This window comes from Pseudomonas retamae (genome assembly GCF_043496865.1).
Lineage (GTDB): Bacteria > Pseudomonadota > Gammaproteobacteria > Pseudomonadales > Pseudomonadaceae > Aquipseudomonas > Aquipseudomonas retamae.
On record NZ_JBIEIL010000003.1, the window covers coordinates 379735 to 402579 of the forward strand.

Consider the following 22845-nt stretch of genomic DNA (forward strand, 5'->3'; position numbering starts at 1 on the left):
CTCATCATGCGTCTCAAACTTGCTGTCGCCACCATGGCCCTGTTGTCCCTTCCCGTCGGTTCGGCCATGGCGGACAGCTTTTGGCGTAACGTCATCTCGTCCGGTGCCACCACCGGCTCCACCTATCTGACCTTCAAGGATCACAAGCTGATCGTTGCCGCTCAGGACGACGCCGGCAGCTTCGTCGCCAGCGACGGCGGCATTCGTGGCCCGTACCTGGAAGCGGCGATGCAGAAAGTCCGCGCCGACAATCCGGGCCTGCAAGCGTCGGACATGGAATTGGCGAACGCGATCCTGGCGAAGAATGCCGTGGCTGCCGAATAAGCCTTTCGCGTATGAAAATGCCGCTCGATGAGCGGCATTTTTTTTGCCCGGATTTCAGTCCCACCCCATATCCCTGTGGGAGCGAGCCTGCTCGCGAAAGCAATCTTTCACTCAACACTTTCGGTGACTGAATCACCGCTTTCGCGAGCAGGCTCGCTCCCACAGGGGAAGGTGTGCTTGCCGGGGAATCAGCGGTAATCGTCCACCGGGACACAAGCGCAGAACAGATTGCGATCGCCGTAAACGTTATCCACCCGATTCACCGCCGGCCAATACTTGTGCGCCTTGGTGTGCGCATCCGGGGTGACGGCCCGTTCGATGCTATAGGGCCGCTCCCAGACGCCGGTGACATCGGCCAAGGTATGCGGCGCGCGCTTGAGCGGGTTGTCTTCCGCCGGCCAGTTACCGTTCTGCACCTCGTTGATCTCGGCGCGAATGCTCAGCATGGCGCCGATAAAGCGATCCAGTTCAGCCTTGGATTCGCTTTCGGTCGGTTCGACCATCAGCGTGCCCGGCACCGGAAAGGACATGGTCGGCGCGTGGAAACCGTAATCCATCAGGCGCTTGGCCACGTCTTCTTCGCTGATGCCGGTCTGCGCTTTCAGCGGACGCAGATCAAGAATGCACTCATGCGCCACCCGCCCGTTACGCCCGGTGTACAGCACCGGAAACGCGCCGGATAAATGCTGGGCCAGATAATTCGCCGCCAGGATCGCCACTTCACTGGCATCGGCCAGTTGCGGGCCCATCATGGCGATGTACATCCAACTGATCGGCAGAATGCTCGCACTGCCCCACGGCGCGGCGCTGACTGCGCCGTTCTGCGCCAGCGGCCCGTCGATCGGCACCACCGGATGGTTGGCCACGAACGGCGCCAGGTGCGCACGAATACCAATCGGCCCCATGCCCGGCCCGCCACCACCATGGGGGATGCAGAAGGTCTTGTGCAGATTCATGTGCGAAACATCAGCGCCGATGTCCGCCGGCCGCGCCAGGCCGACCTGCGCATTGAGGTTAGCGCCGTCCATGTACACCTGACCGCCATGCTGATGAATCACCTCGCAGATCTCGCTGATGCCCTCTTCGTACACCCCGTGGGTCGACGGATAGGTCGCCATCAGACACGACAGCTTGTTCCCCGCTTCAGCGGCTTTGGCTTTTAGATCATCGAGGTCGACATTGCCGGCCTCGTCGCATTCGACGATGACCACGCGCATGCCGGCCATCTGCGCCGACGCCGGATTGGTGCCATGGGCTGATGCCGGAATCAGGCAGATGTCGCGCGCGCCCTGCTGGCGACTCTCGTGGTATTTGCGGATCGCCAGCAACCCGGCGTATTCGCCCTGCGCGCCGGAATTGGGCTGCATGCAGATCGCATCGAAGCCGGTGATCGCGCACAGCCAGCGCTCCAGCTCTTCGATCATCAATGTGTAACCCACCGCCTGCTCGCGCGGTACGAACGGGTGCAGGTTGGCGAACTGCGGCCAGGTGATCGGGATCATCTCGCTGGTAGCGTTGAGTTTCATCGTGCAGGAGCCCAGCGGGATCATCGACTGGTTGAGCGCCAGATCCTTGTTCTCCAGTTGCTTGAGATAGCGCAGCATCTCGGTTTCGCTGTGATGAGCGTTGAACACCGGATGACGCAGGTACGGCGCGGTGCGTTGCAGGTTTTGAGGAATTCCCGAGGCGATTGCTTCGGCATCCAGCGCGTCGACGTCCAGCCCGTGATCGGCGCCGAGCAGCACATCGAAGAGCCGCGCCACAGTGCTTTCGTCGCAGGTTTCGTCGAGGCTCAGACCGAGGTGGCCACGACCCAGAATGCGCAGATTGATCTGCGCCGCCTTGGCACTGTCGATGATCGCGGTCTGTGCCCCGCCGACGTCGAGCGTCAGCGTGTCGAAGAACTGCGCATTGATGCGCTTGATCCCGTGGCGCTCAAGCCCCGTGGCGAGAAGGCAGGTCAGCCGATGCACACGCTGGGCGATTCGCCGCAGACCTTCCGGGCCGTGATACACCGCATAGAAACTGGCGATATTGGCCAGCAACACCTGCGCGGTGCAGATGTTCGAATTGGCTTTTTCGCGGCGGATATGTTGCTCGCGGGTTTGCAGGGCCATGCGCAGCGCCACGTTGCCCCGAGCATCTTTCGAGACGCCGATGATCCGCCCCGGGATCGCCCGCTTGTATTCTTCGCGGCTGGCAAAAAACGCCGCGTGCGGGCCGCCATAACCCATTGGCACGCCAAATCGCTGCGACGAACCGAACACCACGTCCGCGCCCAGTTCGCCCGGTGGCGTCAGCAGCAACAGGCTCAACAGATCGGTGGCGACGCAAGCCAGCGCCTGCTGCGCATGCAAGTGGTCGATCAGCGGTCGCAGATCGCGAATCTCGCCATGGGTATCGGGGTATTGCAGCAGCGCGCCGAACACATCGTGTTGTTTCAGGTTATCCACAGCGTCGACGATCAGCTCGAAGCCGAACCCTTCAGCGCGGGTCTGCACCACGGAAAGGGTTTGCGGATGGCAGTTTTCATCGACGAAAAACACATTGCTCTTCGACTTCGCCACGCGTTTGGCCAGCGCCATGGCCTCAGCCGCCGCCGTGGCTTCATCGAGTAGCGAAGCGTTGGCCAGTTCGAGGCCGGTGAGGTCAATGGTCAGTTGCTGGAAATTCAACAGCGCTTCGAGCCGGCCCTGAGCGATCTCCGGCTGGTACGGCGTGTACGCGGTGTACCAGCCGGGATTTTCCAGCACGTTGCGAAGGATGACGGCTGGCGTGAGGGTGCCGTGATAGCCCATGCCGATCAGGCTGGTCCAGAGCTGATTCTGCTCGGCATAGCCGCGCAGTTTCGCCAGCGCCGCCGGTTCGTCGAGGGCCGCCGGCAAGTCCAGCGCACGGTTGAAGCGAATCGCCGGCGGCACGGTCTGCTCGATCAATTCGACCCGACTGCCGAGGCCGAGGCTGTCGAGCATCGCCTGTTGCTCGGCGGCATCCGGACCAAGGTGACGGCGGGCAAAGGCATCGGGATCGCGTAACTGGCGCAGGGACGGCAACTGGGACATGACGGGCTCTCCTGGCGGGTGCTGGGCGTCAATGCAACACGGTCAAACCAGCATAGCAGGCGATTTTTCAAGCTCACACAGTCCCTGTGGGAGCGAGCCTGCTCGCGAAGGCGTCATGTCAGTCTATTCAAATGTGACTGCTAAACCGCTTTCGCGAGCAGGCTCGCTCCCACAAGGTTTTTTCGCAAGTGATGGTTCGTCGGGCACAAAAAACCCCGACGAATCGGGGCTTTGGGTATTGCTCACGACTTACTCGCCGATGGCAGCCTTGTATGCCGCCGCATCCAGCAGCTTGTCCAGTTCGGCCTTGTCGCTTGGCTTGAGCTTGAAGATCCACGCGCCGTACGGGTCGGAGTTGAGCAACTCGGGCGAACCGCCCAGCTCTTCGTTGATCGCGATGACTTCACCGCTGACCGGGGCGTAGATGTCGGAAGCGGCTTTCACCGACTCAACCACGCCGGACTGATCGCCCGCGGCAAACACCTTGCCCACTTCGGTCAATTCAACGAATACCACATCACCCAGCGCTTCCTGCGCGTGATCGCTGATGCCCACGGTGACGGTGCCGTCGGCTTCCAGACGCGCCCATTCGTGACTTTCGGCAAAACGCAGTTCGGCAGGGATATCGCTCATCTTCAGTGTCCTCAGGAATTGGTCAGCGGTCAGGCCCGCCGGAAAAGGTTAGATCAAAGTCTTGCCATGACGCACGAAGGTCGGTCTGACCACTCGCACCGGGTACCACTTGCCACGGATTTCCACTTCGGCGCGGTCGGCAGTCGCCATCGGTACACGCGCCAGGGCAATCGATTTGCTCAGCGTAGGAGAGAAACTACCACTGGTGATCTCCCCTTCGCCAACATCAGCGATACGCACCACCTGATGAGCGCGCAAAACACCGCGTTCTTCCAGCACCAGGCCGACCAGTTTGTGCGCGACACCGGCGGATTTTTCGGCTTCCAGCGCCGCACGACCGATGAACTGACGCGAGGCCGGTTCCCAGGCGATGCTCCAGGCCATGTTCGAGGCCAGCGGCGAAACGTCCTGATGGATGTCTTGCCCGTAGAGGTTCATTCCGGCCTCGACCCGCAAGGTGTCGCGGGCGCCAAGGCCGATCGGGGATATCCCGGCGCCGACCAGATCGTTGAAGAAACCCGGCGCCTGATCGGCCGGCAGGCAGATTTCCAGGCCATCCTCGCCGGTGTAACCGGTGCGAGCGATAAACCAGTCGCCGTCACAGTAGCCTTCGAAGGGTTTGAGCTGCTGGATCAGGGTCGCACGGGACTGAGTCACCAGTTCGGCAATCTTGTGCCGGGCCTGCGGGCCTTGAATGGCGAGCATCGCCAGCTCGCTGCGTTCGTGCAGTTGCACGTCGTAACCGCCGAGCTGGGCATTCATCCACGCCAGATCCTGATCGCGGGTGGAGGCGTTGAACACCAGCCGGTACGCGTCGTCGAGACGGTAGACGATCATGTCGTCGACGATGCCGCCGCGCTCATTGAGCATGGTGCTGTACAACGCCCGGCCGGGACGGTGCAGGCGGTCGACATCGTTGGCCAGCAAATGCTGAAGCCAGGCTTTGGCCTGGGTGCCGCTGACATCGATCACGGTCATGTGGGAAACATCGAACACCCCGCAATCGCGGCGCACCTCGTGGTGCTCCTCGACCTGCGAGCCGTAATGCAGTGGCATGTCCCAACCGCCAAAATCGACCATCTTCGCGCCAAGGGCGAGGTGCAGGTCATACAGAGGCGTACGCTGTCCCATGGGTTTCTCCTTCCGGGCGTGGCGAAGGTGCGGACCGCCGCCAAGCGGACGAAAGCCTTGATGAACAGGGTTTTCAGCCGATTCCAGCGTACGGGTCTGTCAGACGGACCGCTCCGAATGCCGCGCATTGTAGCCGCATGATGTAGGACTCACTACTAAGTGTTTCGGTGCGCGGAACGACGGATCAGACCGATGACCGGCAACAAGCCGACCAGAACCAGCGTCAGCGCCGGCAACGACGCCCGCGCCCACTCGCCTTCGCTGGTCATTTCAAAGATGCGCACCGCCAGCGTGTCCCAGCCAAACGGGCGCATCAGCAGGGTTGCGGGCATTTCCTTGAGCACATCGACAAACACCAGCAGCGCCGCGCTCAGCGTGCCGGGCAGCAACAACGGCAGATACACTTTGAAAAACAGTCGCGGCCCACTGACACCCAGGCTACGTGCCGCTTCGGGCAAAGACGGCCGTATACGCGCCAGACTGCTTTCCAGCGGCCCGTAAGCTACGGCCACAAAACGCACCAGATAGGCCATCAGCAATGCCGCCAGACTGCCGAGCAGCAGGGGCTTGCCCGCACCGCCCAACCAGCCCGAAAGCGGAATCACCAGTTCGCGATCCAGATAACTGAAGGCGAGCATGATCGACACTGCCAGCACCGAACCCGGCAAGGTGTAGCCAAGGTTGGCCAGACCGACGCCGGCATTGATCGCCGGCGTCGGCGCCAGCCGTCGGGCGAACGCCAGCAGCAAGGCGACGCTCACCGTGATCAACGCGGCCATGCCGCCCAGGTACAACGTATGCAAAATCAGCCCGGCGTAACGCTCGTCGAGATCGAAGCGCCCGCGCTGCCAGAACCACGCCACCAGTTGCAGCAGCGGAATCACGAAGGCGCAGGCGAACACCAGACCGCACCAGCTCATCGCCGCGAAGGCCTTGAGCCCGCGCAAGTGATACAGCGCCTTGACCCGCGGCCGTTCGTTGCCCGCCCGATTCGCCCCACGGGCGCGACGCTCGCCGTAAAGCACCAGTATCACCACCAACAGCAACAGGCTGGCCAGTTGCGCCGCGCTCGACAGGCTGAAGAAGCCATACCAGGTCTTGTAGATGGCCGTGGTAAAGGTGTCGAAGTTGAACACCGACACCGCACCAAAATCCGCCAGGGTTTCCATCAACGCCAGCGCCACCCCCGCGCCGATCGCAGGTCGCGCCATCGGCAGTGCGACGCGCCAGAATGCCTGCCATGGCGACTGGCCAAGCACACGCGCGGCTTCCATCAGACCTCTGCCTTGAGCCAGGAACGCGGTGCGCGCCAACAGGTAAACATAGGGATAGAAGACCAGCACCAGCACGATGATCACCCCGCCGGTGGAGCGCACCCTGGGCAGACGCAGGCCGCTACCGAACCACTCACGCAAAACGCTCTGCACCGGGCCGGCGAAATCGAGCAGGCCGACGAACACGAACGCCAGCACATAGGCGGGGATGGCGAAAGGCAGCATCAGCGCCCAGTCGAGCCAGCGCCGACCGGGGAATTCACACAGGCTGGTGAGCCAGGCGAGGCTGACGCCGAGCAGCGTTACGCCGAAACCGACGCCCAGCACCAGCGTCAGCGTGTTGCCGAGCAGGCGCGGCATCTGGGTTTGCCACAGGTGCGCCCAGATCTGCTGATCGATGGTCTGCCACGAGAGCAGCAGAACGCTCAGGGGCAACAGCACCAGCGCGGCGATAGTAAAGACGATGGGGTACCAGCGGCGTTGGGCGGGGTGGGCCAAGAAGACAATCTCGTTTAAATGATTGTGCCCACGCTCTGCGTGGGCACACATCCTGTGACGCTCTGCGTCACGCTTTCAGCGGCACGACGCAGAGCGTCGAGGGCTGCATTCCCACGCGGAGCGTGGGAACGATCAATGTCGCATGGCGCAGTATAAACGCCGGGTCAGTTCCACCCCGCCCGATCCATCATCCGGATCGCCTCAGCCTGACGCTTGCCCGCCACTTCCACCGGAAGGGTATCGGCAACAAACTTGCCCCACGCTGCCACTTCCTCGGAAGGCGCCACCGCCGGGTTGGCCGGGAACTCCTGGTTCACGTCAGCAAAAATCTTCTGCGCTTCAGGCGTGGTCATCCATTCAACCAAGGCCTTGGCCGCTTCCGGGTGTGGTGCATGCTTGGTCAGGCCGATGCCCGACAGATTGACGTGCACGCCACGATCGGCCTGATTCGGCCAGAACAACTTCACCGGCAACTCCGGCTTCTGCTTGTGCAGGCGTCCGTAGTAGTAGGTATTGACGATACCAACATCGCATTGCCCGGCGCTGATCGCTTCGAGTACGGCAACGTCATCGGAGAACACATCGGTGGACAGGTTGTTGACCCAGCCCTTGAGGATTTTCTCGGTTTTCTCGGCACCGTGGACTTCGATCATGGTGGCGGTCAGCGACTGGTTGTAGACCTTCTTCGCCGTGCGCAGGCACAAGCGGCCTTCCCAGTTCTTGTCGGCCAAGGCTTCGTAGGTGGTCAGTTCGCCCGGTTTCACCCGCTCGGTGGAATAGGCGATGGTCCGCGCGCGCAGGCTCAGACCGGTCCAGGCATGCGTGGACGAGCGATATTGCAACGGGATATTGGCGTCGATGGTTTTCGAAGTGAACGGCTGCAGGATGCCCATCTGCTCCGCCTGCCAGAGATTGCCGGCGTCGACGGTGAGCAGCAGGTCGGCAGTGGCGTTCTCGCCTTCGGCCTTGATGCGCTGCATCAGCGGCGCTTCCTTGTCGGTGATGAACTTGATCTTCACCCCGGTCTTGGCGGTGTAGGCATCGAACACCGGTTTGATCAGCTCATCGATGCGCGACGAGTAAACCACCACCTCATCGGCGGCCTGGGCGGTGGTGCTGCCGATCAGGGTCAGGGCCAGTGCGGTCAGAAGACGCTTGGGTGCCAACATGGGAGTGGTCTCTCGGTCCGGAAATGTGGGCCAAATGATAAGGACTCACATTTACCATCACAATCGAACACTGGGGGAAGGCGTTACCAGATGTTGCACAGGTTGAATGTTGCGGTGACTGGATTGACGCCTTCGCGAGCAGGCTCGCTCCCACAGGGGCAACGCATTCCAATGTGGGAGCGAGCCTGCTCGCGAAGGCGGTATCAGCCCCGATGAGAAATCAGGGCTTGGCCAGGACTGGAAGGTCACCCGTCAAACCCAACGCCTCGCGCACAAACAGCGCCTTCGCCTCCGGCATCCGCTCGACCAGCTTCAACCCGGTATTACGCAACCAGCGCAGCGGCAGCGGATCCGCCTGGAACAACCGCTCAAAGCCTTCCATCGCCGCCATGAGCGCGAGATTGTGCGGCATGCGCCGACGCTCGTAGCGGCTCAGCACTTTGATATCCGCCAGGCGTTCGCCGCGCTCGTGGGCTTGCAGCAACACCTCCGCCAGCACCGCCGCATCGAGGAAACCCAGATTCACGCCCTGCCCCGCTAATGGATGAATGGTATGCGCAGCGTCGCCAATCAGCGCCAGGCCTTCGGCCACGTAGCGTTTCGCGTGACGCTGACGCAATGGCACGCAGACGCGCGGATCGGCGCTGATGACTTGACCGAGGCGCCCTTCGAAAGCCCGCTCCAGCTCAGCACAGAATGCAACTTCATCCAGCGCCATCAAGCGCTCGGCTTCGCTCGGCGTGGTCGACCAGACGATCGAGCACCAGTCCTGCTGGCCGTCACGCTCCAGCGGCAAAAACGCCAGCGGCCCGTGATCGGTGAAGCGCTGCCACGCGGTCAACTGATGCGGTTGGCTGCTGCGCACGCTGGTGACGATGGCGTGATGCAGGTAATCCCATTCGCGGGTCGCTACGCCAGTGAGGCGGCGTACCGCCGAGTTGGCGCCGTCCGCGGCGATCACCAGCGGCGCGCGCAACTTGCGCCCATCCGCCAGGGTCAGCAGCCAGTCATCGCCGGAGCGACGCATCTGCTCCAGTCGCGCATTGGCCAGCAGGCCCAGATCGCAGTCGTGCAAGCGCTCGAGCAAGGCATCCTGCACCACGCGGTTTTCGACGATGTGGCCGAGCACATCGGCATGCACGCTGCTCGCCGAAAAATGAATCTGCCCGGTGCCGCTGCCGTCCCACACATGCATGTCGGTGTACGGGCTGGTGCGCCGTTCGACGATGCCGTCCCAGACGCCAAGGCGTTCGAGAATACGTTGACTGGCCGCCGACAGCGCACTCACCCGCGGCTCGAACGGCGCCTCGGCCGCGAACGGTTTGACGCTCAACGGGCTGCCGTCGAGCAGCAGCACTTCCAGGCCGCTGTCCTGCAGCGCCAGCGCGAGGGCGCTGCCGACCATTCCGGCTCCGACAATCAGCAGATCTGCGCGCATTTCCATGCTTTAAGCCTGTCTCGCTTGCGGCTTGAGCCGCACGAAAAGGGTTTTACCGACCCGCGCCACCAGATGGCCGGCGCCGTCATGAATATCGACCTGCAACTGCGGCAGGTATTTTTCGCCATCGGCGGTCTGCCGGCGGATCTCGGCGAGCAACGTCTCGTCGATGGTGAACCGGGCGAACACCGGGCCTTTGCCCGGCGCGATGAAATCGATGTCAGCGGCCTTGTCCCAGACTATGTAGCGAGAGCCGAGGTTTTCCATGAGCATCAGCATGAAGAACGGATCGACCATCGAATACAGACTGCCGCCGAACTGCGTGCCGACGTAGTTGCGGTTGTACCAGCCCAAACCCATCGACACCTGAATGTCGCGAAAGTCATCGCTGATCTGCCGAACCCGCACCCCGGCGCCCAGATAAGGCGGGTAGAACGTCATCGCCCAGCGCATCAGCCGCGCCTTGCCGAACCTGGCGATCAACCACTTAAGCATCCGGACGCGTTCCCAGGCCCATGGCCTGACGAGCGAACCAGCGCTTGGCCGGTGGCAGCAGTTCAAGGCCGAGCAGGCCGATATTGCGCCCCAGCGAGACCAGCGGCTGGGTGCTGCCGAACAGGCGTGTGACCTGATCGGAAAAACCTACGGTGAGGTCCTGATCCAGCCGCTGGCGTTCGCGATAGGCCTGCAACGTGGCGAAGTCGCCCAGCGCTTTATCGCTGGCCAGCAACGCGGCGGCCAGGGCATCGGCGTCACGCAACGACAGGTTGAAACCCTGGCCAGCGATCGGATGCAGGCTGTGCGCGGCGTTGCCAAGCACGGCCAGATGCGAACGCACCTGCTCCTCGGCTTCAACCAGCGAAAGTGGATACAGATGCCGCGCACCGACCTGCTTCAGCGTGCCGAGGCGGTAACCGAACACACCCTGCAATTCGCTGAGAAAATCCCGTTCGCTCAACTCGGCCAGACGCTGCGCGTCCATGCCCAGACGGGTCCAGACCAACGCGCAACGGTTGTCCGGCAACGGCAGCAAGGCCATCGGCCCTTCGTCGGTGAAGCGCTCGAACGCCATGCCGTTGTGCGCTTCACTCGGGGTGATGTTGGCGATCAGCGCGCTCTGGTTGTACGAACGCGTGCGCACGTTGATGCCCAACTGCTCGCGCAGCCCGGAGCGACCGCCATCGGCGAGCACCGCCAGATCGCATTCAAGGGTTGTTTCATCGTTGAGCGTCAGGCGATAGCCGTCGGGCAGCGGCTCCATGCGCGAAACTTCTGCCGGGCAGCGCCAGGTGATCACGTCTTTATCGAGGTGCTGCCACAGGCACTGGCCGAGCCAGGCATTCTCCACCACATAGCCGAGCGCCGGCACACCCTCTTCCATCGCCGACAAACGTGCGGTGGAGAAGCGCCCGCGATCAGAAACGTGAATCTGCTTGATCGGCTCGGCGCGGCGGGAAATTTCCTGCCATACGCCCAGCCGTTGATAAATCTGCCGCGAGCCGAAGGACAGCGCCGATGAACGTGCGTCGTAGCTTGGCTGCCAGCTGTTGCCGGGGGCAAACGGTTCGATCAGGACGATTTTCCAGCCACGGGCCTTGGCCCCGGCCTGCAGGGCCAACGCCAGACTGGCGCCGACCAGGCCGCCACCGATGATTGCCAGATTGACTCGACTCATGCCGCGTGTGTCCTTGCCTGTGCCATCAGCGCTTCGATTTCAGCGACAGTCTTTGGCACGCCGCCGGTGAGGATTTCACAACCGGTTCGGGTCACCACCACGTCGTCCTCGATGCGCACGCCAATGCCGCGCCATTTCTTCGCGACGTTCTGATTGTCCGGGGCGATGTAGATGCCCGGTTCCACGGTCAACGCCATGCCAACCTCCAGCACCCGCCATTCGCCGCCGACCTTGTATTCGCCGACGTCATGCACATCCATGCCCAGCCAGTGGCCGGCGCGGTGCATGTAAAAAGCCTTGTAGGCTTCGCTGGCGATCAACTCGTCTACGTTGCCCTGCAGCAAACCGAGTTTCACCAACCCCGTGGTGATCACTCGCACGGTCGCTTCATGCGCCTGATTCCAGTGCTTGTTCGGGGCGATTTCAGCGAAGGCTGCCTCCTGCGAAGCCAGCACCAATTCGTAGATCGCCTTCTGCTCTGGCGAAAACCGGCCATTGACCGGCCAGGTGCGGGTGATATCGCTGGCGTAGCAGTCGATCTCGCAACCGGCGTCGATCAACACCAGATCGCCATCCTTGAGCAGCGCGTCATTCTGCTGGTAATGCAGGATGCAGCTGTTGCGCCCGGCGGCGACGATCGAGCCATAGGCCGGCATCTTCGCCCCGCCCTTGCGGAACTCGTAATCCAGCTCGGCTTCGAGGCTGTATTCGTAAAGCCCCGGACGACTGGCCTGCATCGCGCGGATATGCGCTTGCGCCGAAATTCGCGCGGCTTCGCGCATCACCTTCACTTCTGCCGCCGATTTATACAGGCGCATGTCGTGCAGCAGATGATCCAGGGCAACGAATTCGTTCGGCGGCTGCGCGCCAAGGTGGGCCTTGGAGCGGATCACGTTGATCCAGTCCATCAGGTGCCGGTCGAATTCGGGGTTGCTGCCCATCGCCGAATACACCCTGTCGCGCCCTTCGATCAGGCCCGGCAGGATGTCGTCGATGTCAGTGATGGGAAAGGCATCGTCGGCGCCGTACTCGCGGATCGCGCCTTCTTGCCCTGCGCGCAGGCCATCCCACAATTCGCGTTCCGCGTTGCGCTCACGACAGAACAGGATGTATTCGCCGTGCTCACGACCGGGCATCAGCACGATGACGGCTTGTGGCTCGGGAAAACCGCTGAGGTACTGGAAGTCGCTGTCCTGGCGATAGACGTGCTCGACGTCGCGGTTGCGGATGGCCACCGCCGCGGCGGGCAGGATCGCAATGCTGTTGGGTTCCATCTGCGCCATCAGCGCCTTGCGGCGCCGGCTGTATTCCGCTTTGGGGATATGGGTCATGGGCAGATGGCTTTCCCTGGCACGCGATTAATGCAGCGACGGCTTGGCGGCAGGCGCCGTATCGGCCTTCTTCGTTTCCGAGAACAGCAGCAGCGGCGCGACGCGCAGGTACTCCATGACTTCCATGTAGTCGGACTCGCCGTCCTCGGATTCTTCCAGTGCGTCCTGCACCTGGGAGATGGCCGCCAGATCCTGCAGCACTTCGGTGGCTTCGGTGCTGAGCATGCTGCTGTCGCGGCAGTTCAGGCCGAAACCGCTGAGGAAGCCCTGGCACCATTGGCCCAGCGCCGCAGCGCGGTCCGGCAGCGGTGCGTCATCGGTCGGCAGCAGCAGAACGACGGTAACGTCGTCGCCGGTCAGCTCGCCCTTGACCATCTCCTGCAGGCCGATCAGGGCGTTGCGGACGTTGTCCTGGATGTCGCCTTCGAGCAGTTCGGCGGCGTCGATCAGCCAGCCTTCGTGGTCGAAGCCGGCGCCGGCGCAACTGCGCCCGAGCAGCAGGCCGTGCAGTTCGGCAGGCGAGACGTTGTGGCCGCTGGCAGTCAGCAGAGTGGCAAAGGCTTGGTACGGGGAATTCGCAATGGTCATGGGCAGCTAGGCGCCAGACGGCGCTATGTCTAGAATGAAGGCCTTGTATCCTACATCGACAGACTCGCCAAGACTATTAAAGGCTGTCCGCCAGCTATCCCATCAGACAGACTCCAACCCAGTGGACACAATGGAAGACACCGACCTGCAAGCGCTGATGGCCAGACTCGAACTGCTGATTGGCCGAGTCGAGCAACTAAAGAGTCAAAACGCACTCTTACTAGCTCAGGAAAAGACCTGGCGCGAGGAACGCGCTCACCTCATTGAAAAAAACGAAATCGCCCGGCGTAAGGTCGAATCGATGATTTCGCGCCTCAAGGCCCTGGAGCAAGACTCATGAGTTCAAGCAATAGCGTCACCGTGCAGATCCTCGACAAAGAGTATTCGATCATCTGCCCGCCGGAAGAACGCAGCAATCTGGTCAGTGCCGCGCGCTATCTCGACGGCAAGATGCGCGAGATCCGCAGCAGCGGCAAAGTCATCGGCGCCGATCGCATTGCCGTGATGGCCGCGCTGAACATCACCCATGACCTGTTGCACAAAGAAGAGCGCCCGGACATCCAGGCCAGCGGTTCGACCCGCGAACAGGTGCGCGACTTGCTCGATCGTGTCGATCTGGTCCTGGCCGACGATCAGAACACCGCCAAGGGCTGATTCGCCTGGCAGCTTGAGGTATACTCGCGGCACTCCCTGGGGTGCTTGCCAGTTGACGATGTCCCGGAGCCGATTCGCACTACCCTGGAAGTTGCACGTTGGGCTGGTGTGCATGTCCGCTAGACGGAAAGCCTTAAAGTCTACTGCTTCTTCCACCTTGAACTTTCGGGTTCAAGGGCTGAGTTGACAGCGGTACATCCGGGGAGCCTGATTCGAATCCGATGTCGGTTTATGCCGACATCGGATTTTTTATGCGTACGTTTTCGTCCACCCTGCCGAAGCCGAACCATGACCGAACCCGCGCTGCTGCCCCGCCCGCAACTCCGCCGCCTGCTGCGCAAGGCGCGCCGCTCGCTGAGCAAAGCCGAGCAACATCAGGCTGCCAAAGGCCTGTTCCGGCAACTGGCGCAAGACCCGCACTTTCGCCGGGCAAAACATATCTCTCTTTATTTGCCCACCGACGGCGAAATTGATCCGCGGCTTCTGCTGCGCGAAGCCCAGCGCCGGGGCAAGGCGACCTATCTGCCGGTGCTCAGCGCCTGGCCGCGGACCAAGATGGTTTTCCAGCGCGTGCGTCCCGGCGAAAAGCTCACACCCAATCGCTTTCGCATTCTCGAACCGCGGGCCAATCTGGCTCTGCAGCGCAAGGTCTGGGCACTGGACCTGGTGCTGTTGCCGCTGGTGGGGTTCGACGATGTCGGAGGTCGGCTGGGCATGGGCGGCGGTTTCTACGATCGCAGCCTCGCCTATCTGGCCCGACGCCAGAACTGGCGCAAGCCGACGCTGCTGGGCCTGGCCCATGAATGTCAGAAGGTCGAACGTTTGGCGCAGGCGAGCTGGGATGTACCGTTACAGGGCACGGTCACCGACAAGGCGTGGTATTTCGCGTGACAGGACGCCGCCAGAACAGCGGCGTCGAAGAAGACAGTTTCAGCGCTTGAAGGCCGTCGACTGTTGCACTTGTTGCGCAATTTCAATCGGTGCATCAGCCTTGTTCGCCCACAGGCTCTGCGCGTAACCGGTGGTCACGACGCCCAGGCCGAACAAAATTACCAAAGTCCATAGTAAATCCGGTTTGCGTTTCATCGATTGCCCCCCTCAAGGCACATCATCACGATGACAGCAGCGGTTTCCGTGTGTAGGCCGTGCAGCAGCGTCAAGCTTTAAAGGCCGGCATTTTGCGGCAACGTGAACCTGTGCGCAAACGCTGACGTCAACCGACTGTCGGTTTGTCATAAAATTGCCTGACAACCTGCCCAACGACCGTTTCAGGAGCACCCAACATGGCCTATTGGCTGATGAAATCCGAGCCCGACGAGCTCTCGATCAAAGGCCTGGAGCAGCTCGGCAAGGCGCGCTGGGACGGGGTTCGCAATTATCAGGCGCGCAATTTCCTGCGGGCGATGGCGGTAGGCGATGAATTCTTTTTTTACCATTCCAGTTGCCCGGAGCCGGGGATTGCCGGCATCGGCAGGATCATCGAAGCGGCGTACCCGGACCCCACCGCACTGGAGCCGGAAAGTCATTACTTCGATGCCAAGGCTACGGCGGAGAAAAACGCCTGGAGCGCGATTGATGTCGAGCACGTCGAGACGTTTGCGCGAGTGCTGAAACTGGATTATCTGAAGCAGCAAACCGCGCTGGCCGAGATGCCACTGGTGCAGAAGGGCTCGCGGTTGTCGGTGATGCCGGTGACAGCGCAGCAGTGGGCGGCGGTGATTGCGCTCAAGCCCTGATTCATTTGGCGCCTGCCAAAATGCAATCGCTGGCAAGCCAGCTCCCACAGGGGTTTTTAGTAGGCACATAATTTGTGACCACCGCAAAACCTGTGAGAGCTGGCTTGCCAGCGATGGGGCGAGCCCGGACAGCAGAAGCCTTACTGAATGATCAGGTTGTTGAACAACAGATCCTCAACCACCGGCTTGCCGGTCTCGTCATTCATCACTTGCTGCGTCTGCTTCAGCGCTTCCTGACGCAGTTTTTCCTTGCCTTCGATACTGCCCATCGCTTCGGTGCTCTGCTGCGTGAACAGCGCCACCAGTTGATTGCGGATCAGCGGCTCGTTGGCCTTGACCAGTTTGGTCGCTTCTTCACCGGTTACGCGCAAGGCGACATCGGCCTTGTAGACCTTGAGCTTGGCCGTGCCGTCGAGGCCGTAATTGCCGACGAACGGCGGGCTCAGGGTGATGTAATTGACCTTCGGCGCCTCGCCTTCTTTGGCTTCTTCGGCCAGCGCTGCCACAGGCAGAGACAGGGCCAGCAACAACATGATCCACGCTTTCACAATTCGCTCCTTATCCGGTTTGCGGCCTAGCATAACGACCCGCCGCACAAGCACAAGCTTATGCCTGACTATCAGGGCCGGGCATGCTCGTTGACCCGTTGATTCACACACCTACACTTATCGGCCATCACTCCCAAAGGAATAGCCCTGATGAAAGCCGTGCTGTGCAAAGCCTTCGGCCCTGCCGAATCGCTGGTGCTGGAAGACGTCGCCAGTCCTGTCGCCAAGAAGAATGAAATCCTGCTGGACGTGCACGCCGCCGGGGTCAACTTCCCGGACACGCTGATCATCGAGGGCAAGTACCAGTTCAAGCCGCCCTTCCCGTTCTCGCCGGGTGGTGAAGCGGCGGGCGTGGTTCGCGAAATCGGGGAAAAGGTCAGCCACCTCAAGGTCGGCGACCGGGTCATGGCGCTGACCGGCTGGGGCAGTTTTGCCGAGCAGGTCGCGGTGCCCGGCTACAACGTACTGCCGATTCCGCCGTCAATGGATTTCAATACGGCCGCCGCGTTCAGCATGACTTATGGCACCTCGATGCACGCGCTCAAGCAACGCGCCAACCTGCAGCCGGGTGAAACCTTACTGGTGCTCGGCGCCTCCGGCGGTGTCGGTCTGGCGGCAGTGGAAATCGGCAAGGCCATGGGTGCGCGGGTCATCGCGGCGGCCAGCAGCGCCGAAAAGCTCGAAGTAGCCAAAGCCGCTGGCGCCGATGAGATGATCAATTACAGCGAAGCCAATCTGAAGGATGAAATCAAACGCCTCACCGACGGCCAGGGCGCCGACGTGATCTACGACCCGGTCGGCGGCGACCTGTTCGATCAAGCCATCCGCGCCATCGCCTGGAACGGCAGGCTGCTGGTGGTCGGCTTCGCCAGCGGGCGCATACCGGAGCTGCCGGTCAACCTCGCCCTGCTCAAAGGCGCGGCCGTGCTCGGCGTGTTCTGGGGCTCGTTCGCGCAGCGCCAGCCGCAGGACAACGCGGCCAACTTTGCGCAACTGTTCGGCTGGTTCGCCGAGGGCAAGTTGAAGCCGCTGGTGTCACAGGTTTATCCGCTGAGCAATGCAGCGCAGGCGATCAATGATCTGGGGCAGCGCAAGGCGGTCGGTAAGGTCGTGGTGCAGGTGCGCTGAGCCCAGAAAGCGATCCGGGGCACTCGCCCGGATCGCTCTGGCGCTTGAGGCCGCGGCTCATAAAAGCTGGCGAATGTCCTCAGGTAGAAAAGTCATGAACTTGCTCACCGGCCGCTCCCGACACCGTACAACGATGTCAGATACCCTCCGGTTGAGCTTGGCGATAAGAGACAAACGTTGCTCGTTCGATAACTGATGCTGGAAGAAAGTATTCGACAGGTAGCCACGTGTGTAATGGAACGGCAGGGAATCGATCCAGGAATATTCCGCCACATTCGCCAGGTAGGCATTCACCTCTCGACACGGCAGCGCCTTGATCCATTGATTGATGCCGGGTGGCGCCTGCATGCGAAACGCCAACGGTGCATGAACCTCCTGCTCGGCCGGTTTATCGCCCTCCACCGTCCACGGTTTGAATCGCCAGCCCTTGACCGCCGCCAGGGCGGACTCAGCCAGCGCCGGATGATCACTTTGCAGGACACTGACTTTGTTCACCGAACCATCGGCATTCACGGTGAATGAGACCCTCACGTCTCCGGTAATCCCGCCCCGCTGCAATACTCGCGGATACTCGGGACCGGAATTGGACTCGGGGATCAGAAACACTTCCCCTGCCTGACTCGTAGTGGCTAACACCAACAACAGCATGCCTATCCAGTTCATATCGCTCCCTTGCGCTCGGTTCGAGCCTGGAAAAGCAATCAGGTTAGGGCGTCGTCGCCGGCTTGAGCAGTTGCTGACGTCCTGTTCACGCGCAGGACATTTCCGAAAGACATGGCCTAACTTGTTCCGAAAAACCGCAGAAACCGTCCGCGGTAACTATTCCCACAGCGCCCTTCTCTTACGTCTGAGCGACATGTTCATAAAGGAACGCCCGACGGCCCCAATTTCCGCTTTTTTGCCGACGTGAAGCGGTGCTATTTTCGGTAACGAAACTGTAACATTCGCATCCGCAGTCAAAACAAGAAAACTGGAGCTCTTGAATGTTTGCTTTCTTTCGTCCCGCCGCACATCAGGCTCCTTTGCCTGAAGAAAAAATAGACAGCACCTACCGACGCCTGCGCTGGCAGATCTTCGCCGGTATCTTCATCGGTTATGCCGGTTACTACCTGCTGCGCAAGAATTTCTCGCTGGCCATGCCCTACCTGATCGACGAGGGCTACAGCCGCGGCGATCTGGGCCTGGCGATGTCGGCGATCGCCATCGCCTACGGTCTGTCGAAGTTCCTCATGGGGCTGGTGTCCGACCGTTCCAACCCGCGCTTCTTCCTGCCGTTCGGCCTGTTGGTGTCGGCCGGGGTGATGTTCATTTTCGGTTTCGCGCCATGGGCAACGTCGAGCGTGACCATGATGTTCATCCTGTTGTTCATCAATGGCTGGGCGCAGGGCATGGGCTGGCCGCCGAGCGGGCGGACCATGGTGCACTGGTGGTCGCAGAAGGAACGTGGCGGCGTGGTCTCGGTGTGGAACGTGGCGCATAACGTCGGTGGCGGCCTGATCGGCCCGCTGTTCCTGATCGGCATGGGCCTGTTCAACGACTGGCACGCGGCGTTCTACGTGCCGGCGGCGGTGGCGCTGGGCGTGGCGGTGTTTGCCTTCATCACCATGCGCGACACCCCGCAATCGGTCGGCCTGCCACCGATCGAGCAGTACAAGAACGACTACCCGGAAGGCTACGATGCCAGCCACGAAGACGAATTCAGCGCCAAGGAAATCTTCGTCAAATACGTGCTGCGCAACAAAATGCTCTGGTACATCGCCCTCGCCAACGTCTTCGTCTACCTGCTGCGCTACGGCGTGCTGGACTGGGCGCCGACGTACCTGAAGGAAGCCAAGGGTTTCACCGTGGATAAGACCTCGTGGGCGTATTTCTTCTACGAGTGGGCAGGCATTCCGGGCACGCTGCTGTGCGGCTGGATGTCGGACAAGATCTTCCGTGGCAACCGTGGCCTGACCGGCATGGTGTTCATGGCCCTGGTGACGGTCGCGACGCTGGTTTACTGGCTGAATCCGGCCGGCAACCCGATGGTCGACATGATCGCCCTGCTGTCGATCGGCTTCCTGATCTACGGCCCGGTGATGCTGATCGGTCTGCAGGCGCTGGAACTGGCACCGAAGAAAGCCGCCGGGACTGCCGCGGGCTTCACCGGGCTGTTCGGTTATCTGGGCGGTTCGGTGGCGGCCAGTGCAGCGATGGGTTACACCGTCGACCACTTCGGCTGGGACGGCGGCTTCGTGTTGCTTGTCGGCGCTTGCCTGTTGGCAATGGCCTTCCTGGCCCCGACGCTATGGCACAAGCAAGTCGCCAGTCAGAGCCGCGAAGCGGTCGCCTGATCGCAGGTTGACTGACAGCGCTTGAGCCGCGCCTCCAGATTACGGTCTGGCATGGCGTGGCTGCGCAGGGCGTGTGCGGTCTGCTCGACATAATCACGAGTGGTGCCGTAACGCCCGCTGGCGCTGGCGAATACCTGGCTCAGCACATGGTCCGGCAGGTTGCCGGCATAGCTGGGCAGGTGCCGCTCCAGCACGAAGCCCAACGCCTGCACCTGAGTGCCATCTTCGAGCCGGCAGTTGAGCCAGTGCGGCCGATACGATGGCACCGGCATCTCGCGCTTCCACAAGGCGTACAGCGCGGTATCGAGATTGTCTTCGGGCAGCCGATAGGCGAAGCCGCTGCATGAACCGCCCCGATCCAGACCGAACACCAGCCCGGGCATCTCCGGCGTGCCGCGATGTTCATGCGACCACAAATAGAGGCCACGGTGATAACCGTGCACGCGACCGCGCATCCTCTCGACCGCCGTGCATTCCGGGCGCCAGATCAACGAACCGTAAGCGAATAGCCACACCGGCCCGCCCTTGTGGCGCGCCATGGTCGATTGCATGGAGGCGAGCAATTGCTCGTGGGTCAGCTGCGGCCCGAGTTCGAGCCGCGGAGGGTAAGCCAGGTTCAGAAAAGCGTTTTCAATGGCGCTCATGGCGAATAGCGTTCAGCTCCCCGCGGGTGAAGAATTACTTAATAGAACGCACCGCTGTAACAATAAGGCACATATGTTTTCAGGCAAATTAAGTGCCATGGCACAAAGATTATTTAATTGCTTGATGGATATATAACCTACCGATATTTACGCCAATACATAAATACCGATCGGCTATATACGAAGTTATATGGATATCAGGAACGCGGTGCGTAGGCAAATACGTCCGCGCGCATTTGATGGGCATCCATCCCCGCCTCGACCAGCGCGTCGAGGGTGCCGTAGACCATGGCCGGTGAACCGCTGGCGTAGACGTGCAAAGGCTTGAGATCGGCGAAGTCTTCGCACACCGCTTCGTGCAGCATGCCGCAGCGCCCTTCCCAGCCGCACTGATCGCTGACGACCTTGTGCAGGAACAGGTTGGGCAGTTTCAACCATTCGTCCCAATGTTCGATCTGGTAGAAATCTTCCGGACGGCGCACACCCCAATACAGATGCACCGGGTGCTTGAAACCGTTGGCGCGGCAATGTTCGATCAGGCTGTGAATCTGGCCCATGCCGGTACCGGCGGCGACCAGTACCAACGGACCGTCAGGCAGTTCGGCCAGATGGGTGTCGCCGAACGGCAACTCGACGCGCACCATCGGGTTGCGTTGCAGCTGCTCAATCAGGCTCAGTGCACTGGCTTCGCGCGCCAGCACATGGATTTCCAGATCACGCCCGCCGTGCGGCGCAGAGGCCATGGAGAACGCCGATTTCTCGCCGTTCTCACGTTCGATCATCAGATATTGCCCGGCGTGATAGCGCGGTGGCTTGCCGGCCGGCGCGCGCAGACGCACACGCCAGGTGTCGCCGCCGACTTCGCGGCACTCTATGACTTGGCACGACAGGCTGCGCACCGGCAGCTCACCCAGCGCGAGGACGCCATCCCAGAGCAGCACGCAGTCTTCCAGCGGCTCGGCGATGCAGGTGTAGAACTCGCCATGATCATGGACCTGGCCATTCTGCTCGACGCGACCTTCGACCAGCAGCGCCGCACACACGTGACAGTTGCCGTTGCGGCAGCTTTGCGGGCAATCAAAACCCAGGCGCCGCGCGCCGTCGAGAATCCGCTCACCGGGCTGTATCTCGAGCACTGCTCCGGAAGGCTGCAGGGTTACACGCATCAATCTATTCCTAACTGATTCCAGATGGCATCGATCCGTTGAGTCACGGCGTCGTCCTTGACGATCACGCGGCCCCACTCGCGGGTGGTTTCGCCCGGCCACTTGTGGGTGGCATCCAGGCCCATCTTCGAGCCCAGGCCGGAAATCGGCGAGGCGAAATCCAGATAGTCGATCGGGGTGTTATCGATCATTACCGTGTCGCGCTTGGGGTCCATGCGCGTGGTGATGGCCCAGATCACATCGTTCCAGTCACGGGCGTTGATATCGTCGTCGGTGACGATAACGAACTTGGTGTACATGAACTGTCGCAAAAACGACCAGACACCGAGCATCACGCGCTTGGCATGCCCCGGATACGACTTCTTCATGGTCACGATGGCCATGCGGTACGAGCAGCCTTCGGGCGGCAGGTAGAAATCGGTGATCTCCGGAAACTGCTTCTGCAGGATCGGCACGAACACTTCGTTCAATGCCACGCCGAGAATCGCCGGCTCATCCGGCGGCCGGCCGGTGTAGGTGCTGTGGTAGATCGGCTTGATCCGGTGGGTGATGCGCTCGACGGTGAACACCGGGAAGCTGTCGACTTCGTTGTAGTAACCGGTGTGGTCGCCGTACGGGCCTTCATCGGCCATTTCGCCCGGATGGATCACGCCTTCGAGGATGATCTCGGCGGTGGCCGGCACTTGCAGGTCGTTGCCACGGCACTTGACCAGTTCGGTGCGGTTACCGCGCAGCAGACCGGCAAAGGCGTATTCGGAGAGGCTGTCCGGCACCGGCGTGACCGCACCGAGAATGGTCGCCGGGTCGGCACCGAGGGCCACGGACACCGGGAACGGCTGGCCCGGATGTTTCTCGCACCATTCGCGGAAATCCAGAGCGCCGCCACGGTGGCTGAGCCAGCGCATGATCACCTTGTTGCGGCCGATCACTTGCTGACGGTAGATACCGAGGTTCTGGCGTTCCTTGTTCGGGCCTTTGGTGACGGTCAGACCCCAGGTGATCAGCGGGCCGACGTCACCGGGCCAGCAGGTCTGTACCGGCAGCATCGCCAGATCGACATCGTCACCTTCGATGACCACTTCCTGGCACACCGCGTCCTTGACGACTTTCGGCGCCATCGAAATGATCTTGCGGAAAATCGGCAGTTTCGACCACGCGTCCTTCAGGCCCTTTGGCGGCTCCGGCTCCTTGAGGAATGCCAGCAGCTTGCCGATCTCGCGCAGCTCGCTGACCGACTCGGCGCCCATGCCCATGGCCACCCGCTCGGGGGTGCCGAACAGGTTGCCGAGCACCGGAATGTCGTAGCCGGTGGGTTTCTCGAACAGCAGCGCCGGGCCCTTGGCCCGCAGCGTGCGGTCGCACACCTCAGTCATCTCCAGCACCGGCGAGACGGGAATCTGGATGCGTTTCAACTCTCCGCGCTGCTCAAGCTGCTGCACGAAATCCCGAAGATCCTTGAATTTCATTGACGATGGCACCCTCAAAATAGGCGTACATCCTACCTGCTCTGACG

At 61.6% G+C, this 22845-nt stretch carries 23 protein-coding genes and 1 other RNA gene; 8 read left to right on the top strand and 16 right to left on the bottom strand.

Annotated features, from left to right (window positions below; genetic code table 11):
- The first annotated feature begins 3 nt into the window (after window positions 1–3).
- A complete protein-coding gene (locus ACGSLL_RS06880) occupies window positions 4–324 on the top strand; it encodes a DUF2388 domain-containing protein (protein WP_258451532.1) in 321 nt (106 codons plus the stop codon).
- A 188-nt stretch (window positions 325–512) separates the two neighbouring features.
- Here the strand turns inward: ACGSLL_RS06880 and gcvP are convergent, their stop codons facing one another.
- The 10 genes from gcvP to ACGSLL_RS06930 all read right to left on the bottom strand — a co-directional run bounded on the left by gcvP (window position 513) and on the right by ACGSLL_RS06930 (window position 13123).
- The gene (gene gcvP, locus ACGSLL_RS06885) at window positions 513–3386 is read right to left on the bottom strand and encodes an aminomethyl-transferring glycine dehydrogenase (protein WP_394504354.1); all 2874 of its coding nucleotides are present in this window, start codon (window positions 3384–3386) and stop codon (window positions 513–515) included.
- A gap of 249 nt (window positions 3387–3635) precedes the next feature.
- Window positions 3636–4019 (bottom strand): glycine cleavage system protein GcvH, encoded by a 384-nt coding sequence (gene gcvH / locus ACGSLL_RS06890; protein WP_024014734.1) that lies wholly within the window; start codon window positions 4017–4019, stop codon window positions 3636–3638.
- A 48-nt stretch (window positions 4020–4067) separates the two neighbouring features.
- A complete protein-coding gene (gene gcvT / locus ACGSLL_RS06895) occupies window positions 4068–5150 on the bottom strand; it encodes a glycine cleavage system aminomethyltransferase GcvT (RefSeq protein ID WP_394504357.1) in 1083 nt (360 codons plus the stop codon).
- 155 nt (window positions 5151–5305) lie between these two features.
- A complete protein-coding gene (locus tag ACGSLL_RS06900) occupies window positions 5306–6922 on the bottom strand; it encodes an ABC transporter permease (RefSeq protein WP_394504359.1) in 1617 nt (538 codons plus the stop codon).
- A gap of 164 nt (window positions 6923–7086) precedes the next feature.
- The gene (locus ACGSLL_RS06905) at window positions 7087–8091 is read right to left on the bottom strand and encodes an extracellular solute-binding protein (RefSeq protein WP_258451221.1); all 1005 of its coding nucleotides are present in this window, start codon (window positions 8089–8091) and stop codon (window positions 7087–7089) included.
- Window positions 8092–8311: 220 nt separating this feature from the next.
- Window positions 8312–9529, bottom strand: a complete 1218-nt coding sequence (locus ACGSLL_RS06910; protein WP_394505001.1) for a 2-octaprenyl-3-methyl-6-methoxy-1,4-benzoquinol hydroxylase — start codon at window positions 9527–9529, stop codon at window positions 8312–8314.
- Window positions 9530–9538: 9 nt separating this feature from the next.
- Window positions 9539–10024 carry a DUF4442 domain-containing protein gene (locus ACGSLL_RS06915; RefSeq protein ID WP_394504362.1) on the bottom strand — a complete coding sequence of 162 codons (486 nt, stop codon included), beginning with the start codon at window positions 10022–10024 and terminating at the stop codon, window positions 9539–9541.
- Window positions 10017–11204 (bottom strand): 2-octaprenyl-6-methoxyphenyl hydroxylase, encoded by a 1188-nt coding sequence (gene ubiH / locus ACGSLL_RS06920; protein WP_394504364.1) that lies wholly within the window; start codon window positions 11202–11204, stop codon window positions 10017–10019. Before ubiH ends, ACGSLL_RS06915 begins: the two co-directional genes overlap by 8 nt.
- Window positions 11201–12535, bottom strand: coding sequence for a Xaa-Pro aminopeptidase (pepP, locus tag ACGSLL_RS06925; RefSeq protein ID WP_336356432.1), 1335 nt, complete (start codon window positions 12533–12535; stop codon window positions 11201–11203). The genes ubiH and pepP overlap by 4 nt, the downstream gene beginning before the upstream one ends.
- Before the next feature lie 27 nt (window positions 12536–12562).
- Window positions 12563–13123 (bottom strand): YecA/YgfB family protein, encoded by a 561-nt coding sequence (locus ACGSLL_RS06930; protein ID WP_394504367.1) that lies wholly within the window; start codon window positions 13121–13123, stop codon window positions 12563–12565.
- A 130-nt stretch (window positions 13124–13253) separates the two neighbouring features.
- Here ACGSLL_RS06930 and ACGSLL_RS06935 point away from each other — a divergent pair, with 130 nt between their 5' ends.
- The 4 genes from ACGSLL_RS06935 (at window position 13254) to ACGSLL_RS06950 (ending at window position 14668) form a co-directional block, all read left to right on the top strand.
- The gene (locus tag ACGSLL_RS06935; protein WP_007911197.1) at window positions 13254–13463 is read left to right on the top strand and encodes a TIGR02449 family protein; all 210 of its coding nucleotides are present in this window, start codon (window positions 13254–13256) and stop codon (window positions 13461–13463) included.
- Window positions 13460–13777 (top strand): cell division protein ZapA, encoded by a 318-nt coding sequence (locus ACGSLL_RS06940; RefSeq protein ID WP_016772632.1) that lies wholly within the window; start codon window positions 13460–13462, stop codon window positions 13775–13777. The genes ACGSLL_RS06935 and ACGSLL_RS06940 overlap by 4 nt, the downstream gene beginning before the upstream one ends.
- Before the next feature lie 30 nt (window positions 13778–13807).
- Window positions 13808–13986, top strand: a non-coding RNA gene (ssrS, locus tag ACGSLL_RS06945) — 6S RNA.
- 79 nt (window positions 13987–14065) lie between these two features.
- The gene (locus ACGSLL_RS06950) at window positions 14066–14668 is read left to right on the top strand and encodes a 5-formyltetrahydrofolate cyclo-ligase (protein WP_394504370.1); all 603 of its coding nucleotides are present in this window, start codon (window positions 14066–14068) and stop codon (window positions 14666–14668) included.
- Window positions 14669–14707: 39 nt separating this feature from the next.
- Here the strand turns inward: ACGSLL_RS06950 and ACGSLL_RS06955 are convergent, their stop codons facing one another.
- Entirely contained in the window at window positions 14708–14863 is a 156-nt protein-coding gene (locus ACGSLL_RS06955; protein ID WP_090287349.1) for a hypothetical protein, read from the bottom strand.
- 197 nt (window positions 14864–15060) lie between these two features.
- Between ACGSLL_RS06955 and ACGSLL_RS06960 the strand changes: the two genes are divergently transcribed.
- Window positions 15061–15513, top strand: coding sequence for an EVE domain-containing protein (locus tag ACGSLL_RS06960; RefSeq protein WP_394504373.1), 453 nt, complete (start codon window positions 15061–15063; stop codon window positions 15511–15513).
- Between the two features lie 140 nt (window positions 15514–15653).
- On the opposite strand, the gene ACGSLL_RS06965 is transcribed toward ACGSLL_RS06960, so the two are convergent.
- The gene (locus tag ACGSLL_RS06965; RefSeq protein WP_056791694.1) at window positions 15654–16061 is read right to left on the bottom strand and encodes a flagellar basal body-associated protein FliL; all 408 of its coding nucleotides are present in this window, start codon (window positions 16059–16061) and stop codon (window positions 15654–15656) included.
- A 150-nt stretch (window positions 16062–16211) separates the two neighbouring features.
- Between ACGSLL_RS06965 and ACGSLL_RS06970 the strand changes: the two genes are divergently transcribed.
- Window positions 16212–17189, top strand: a complete 978-nt coding sequence (locus ACGSLL_RS06970; RefSeq protein WP_394504376.1) for an NADPH:quinone oxidoreductase family protein — start codon at window positions 16212–16214, stop codon at window positions 17187–17189.
- Between the two features lie 57 nt (window positions 17190–17246).
- On the opposite strand, the gene ACGSLL_RS06975 is transcribed toward ACGSLL_RS06970, so the two are convergent.
- Complete coding sequence (locus ACGSLL_RS06975; RefSeq protein ID WP_394504378.1) at window positions 17247–17852, bottom strand: energy transducer TonB; 606 nt, start codon at window positions 17850–17852, stop codon at window positions 17247–17249.
- Between the two features lie 320 nt (window positions 17853–18172).
- Here ACGSLL_RS06975 and glpT point away from each other — a divergent pair, with 320 nt between their 5' ends.
- Window positions 18173–19522, top strand: a complete 1350-nt coding sequence (gene glpT, locus ACGSLL_RS06980; RefSeq protein WP_024014747.1) for a glycerol-3-phosphate transporter — start codon at window positions 18173–18175, stop codon at window positions 19520–19522.
- Here glpT and ACGSLL_RS06985 read toward each other — a convergent pair.
- The 3 genes from ACGSLL_RS06985 to ubiD form a co-directional block, all read right to left on the bottom strand.
- Window positions 19498–20166, bottom strand: coding sequence for a gamma-glutamylcyclotransferase (locus ACGSLL_RS06985; RefSeq protein ID WP_093097226.1), 669 nt, complete (start codon window positions 20164–20166; stop codon window positions 19498–19500). The genes glpT and ACGSLL_RS06985 overlap by 25 nt on opposite strands.
- Before the next feature lie 197 nt (window positions 20167–20363).
- Complete coding sequence (locus ACGSLL_RS06990; protein WP_093097221.1) at window positions 20364–21332, bottom strand: CDP-6-deoxy-delta-3,4-glucoseen reductase; 969 nt, start codon at window positions 21330–21332, stop codon at window positions 20364–20366.
- Complete coding sequence (gene ubiD, locus ACGSLL_RS06995) at window positions 21332–22798, bottom strand: 4-hydroxy-3-polyprenylbenzoate decarboxylase (protein WP_008081413.1); 1467 nt, start codon at window positions 22796–22798, stop codon at window positions 21332–21334. The genes ACGSLL_RS06990 and ubiD overlap by 1 nt, the downstream gene beginning before the upstream one ends.
- Window positions 22799–22845 lie beyond the last annotated feature (47 nt).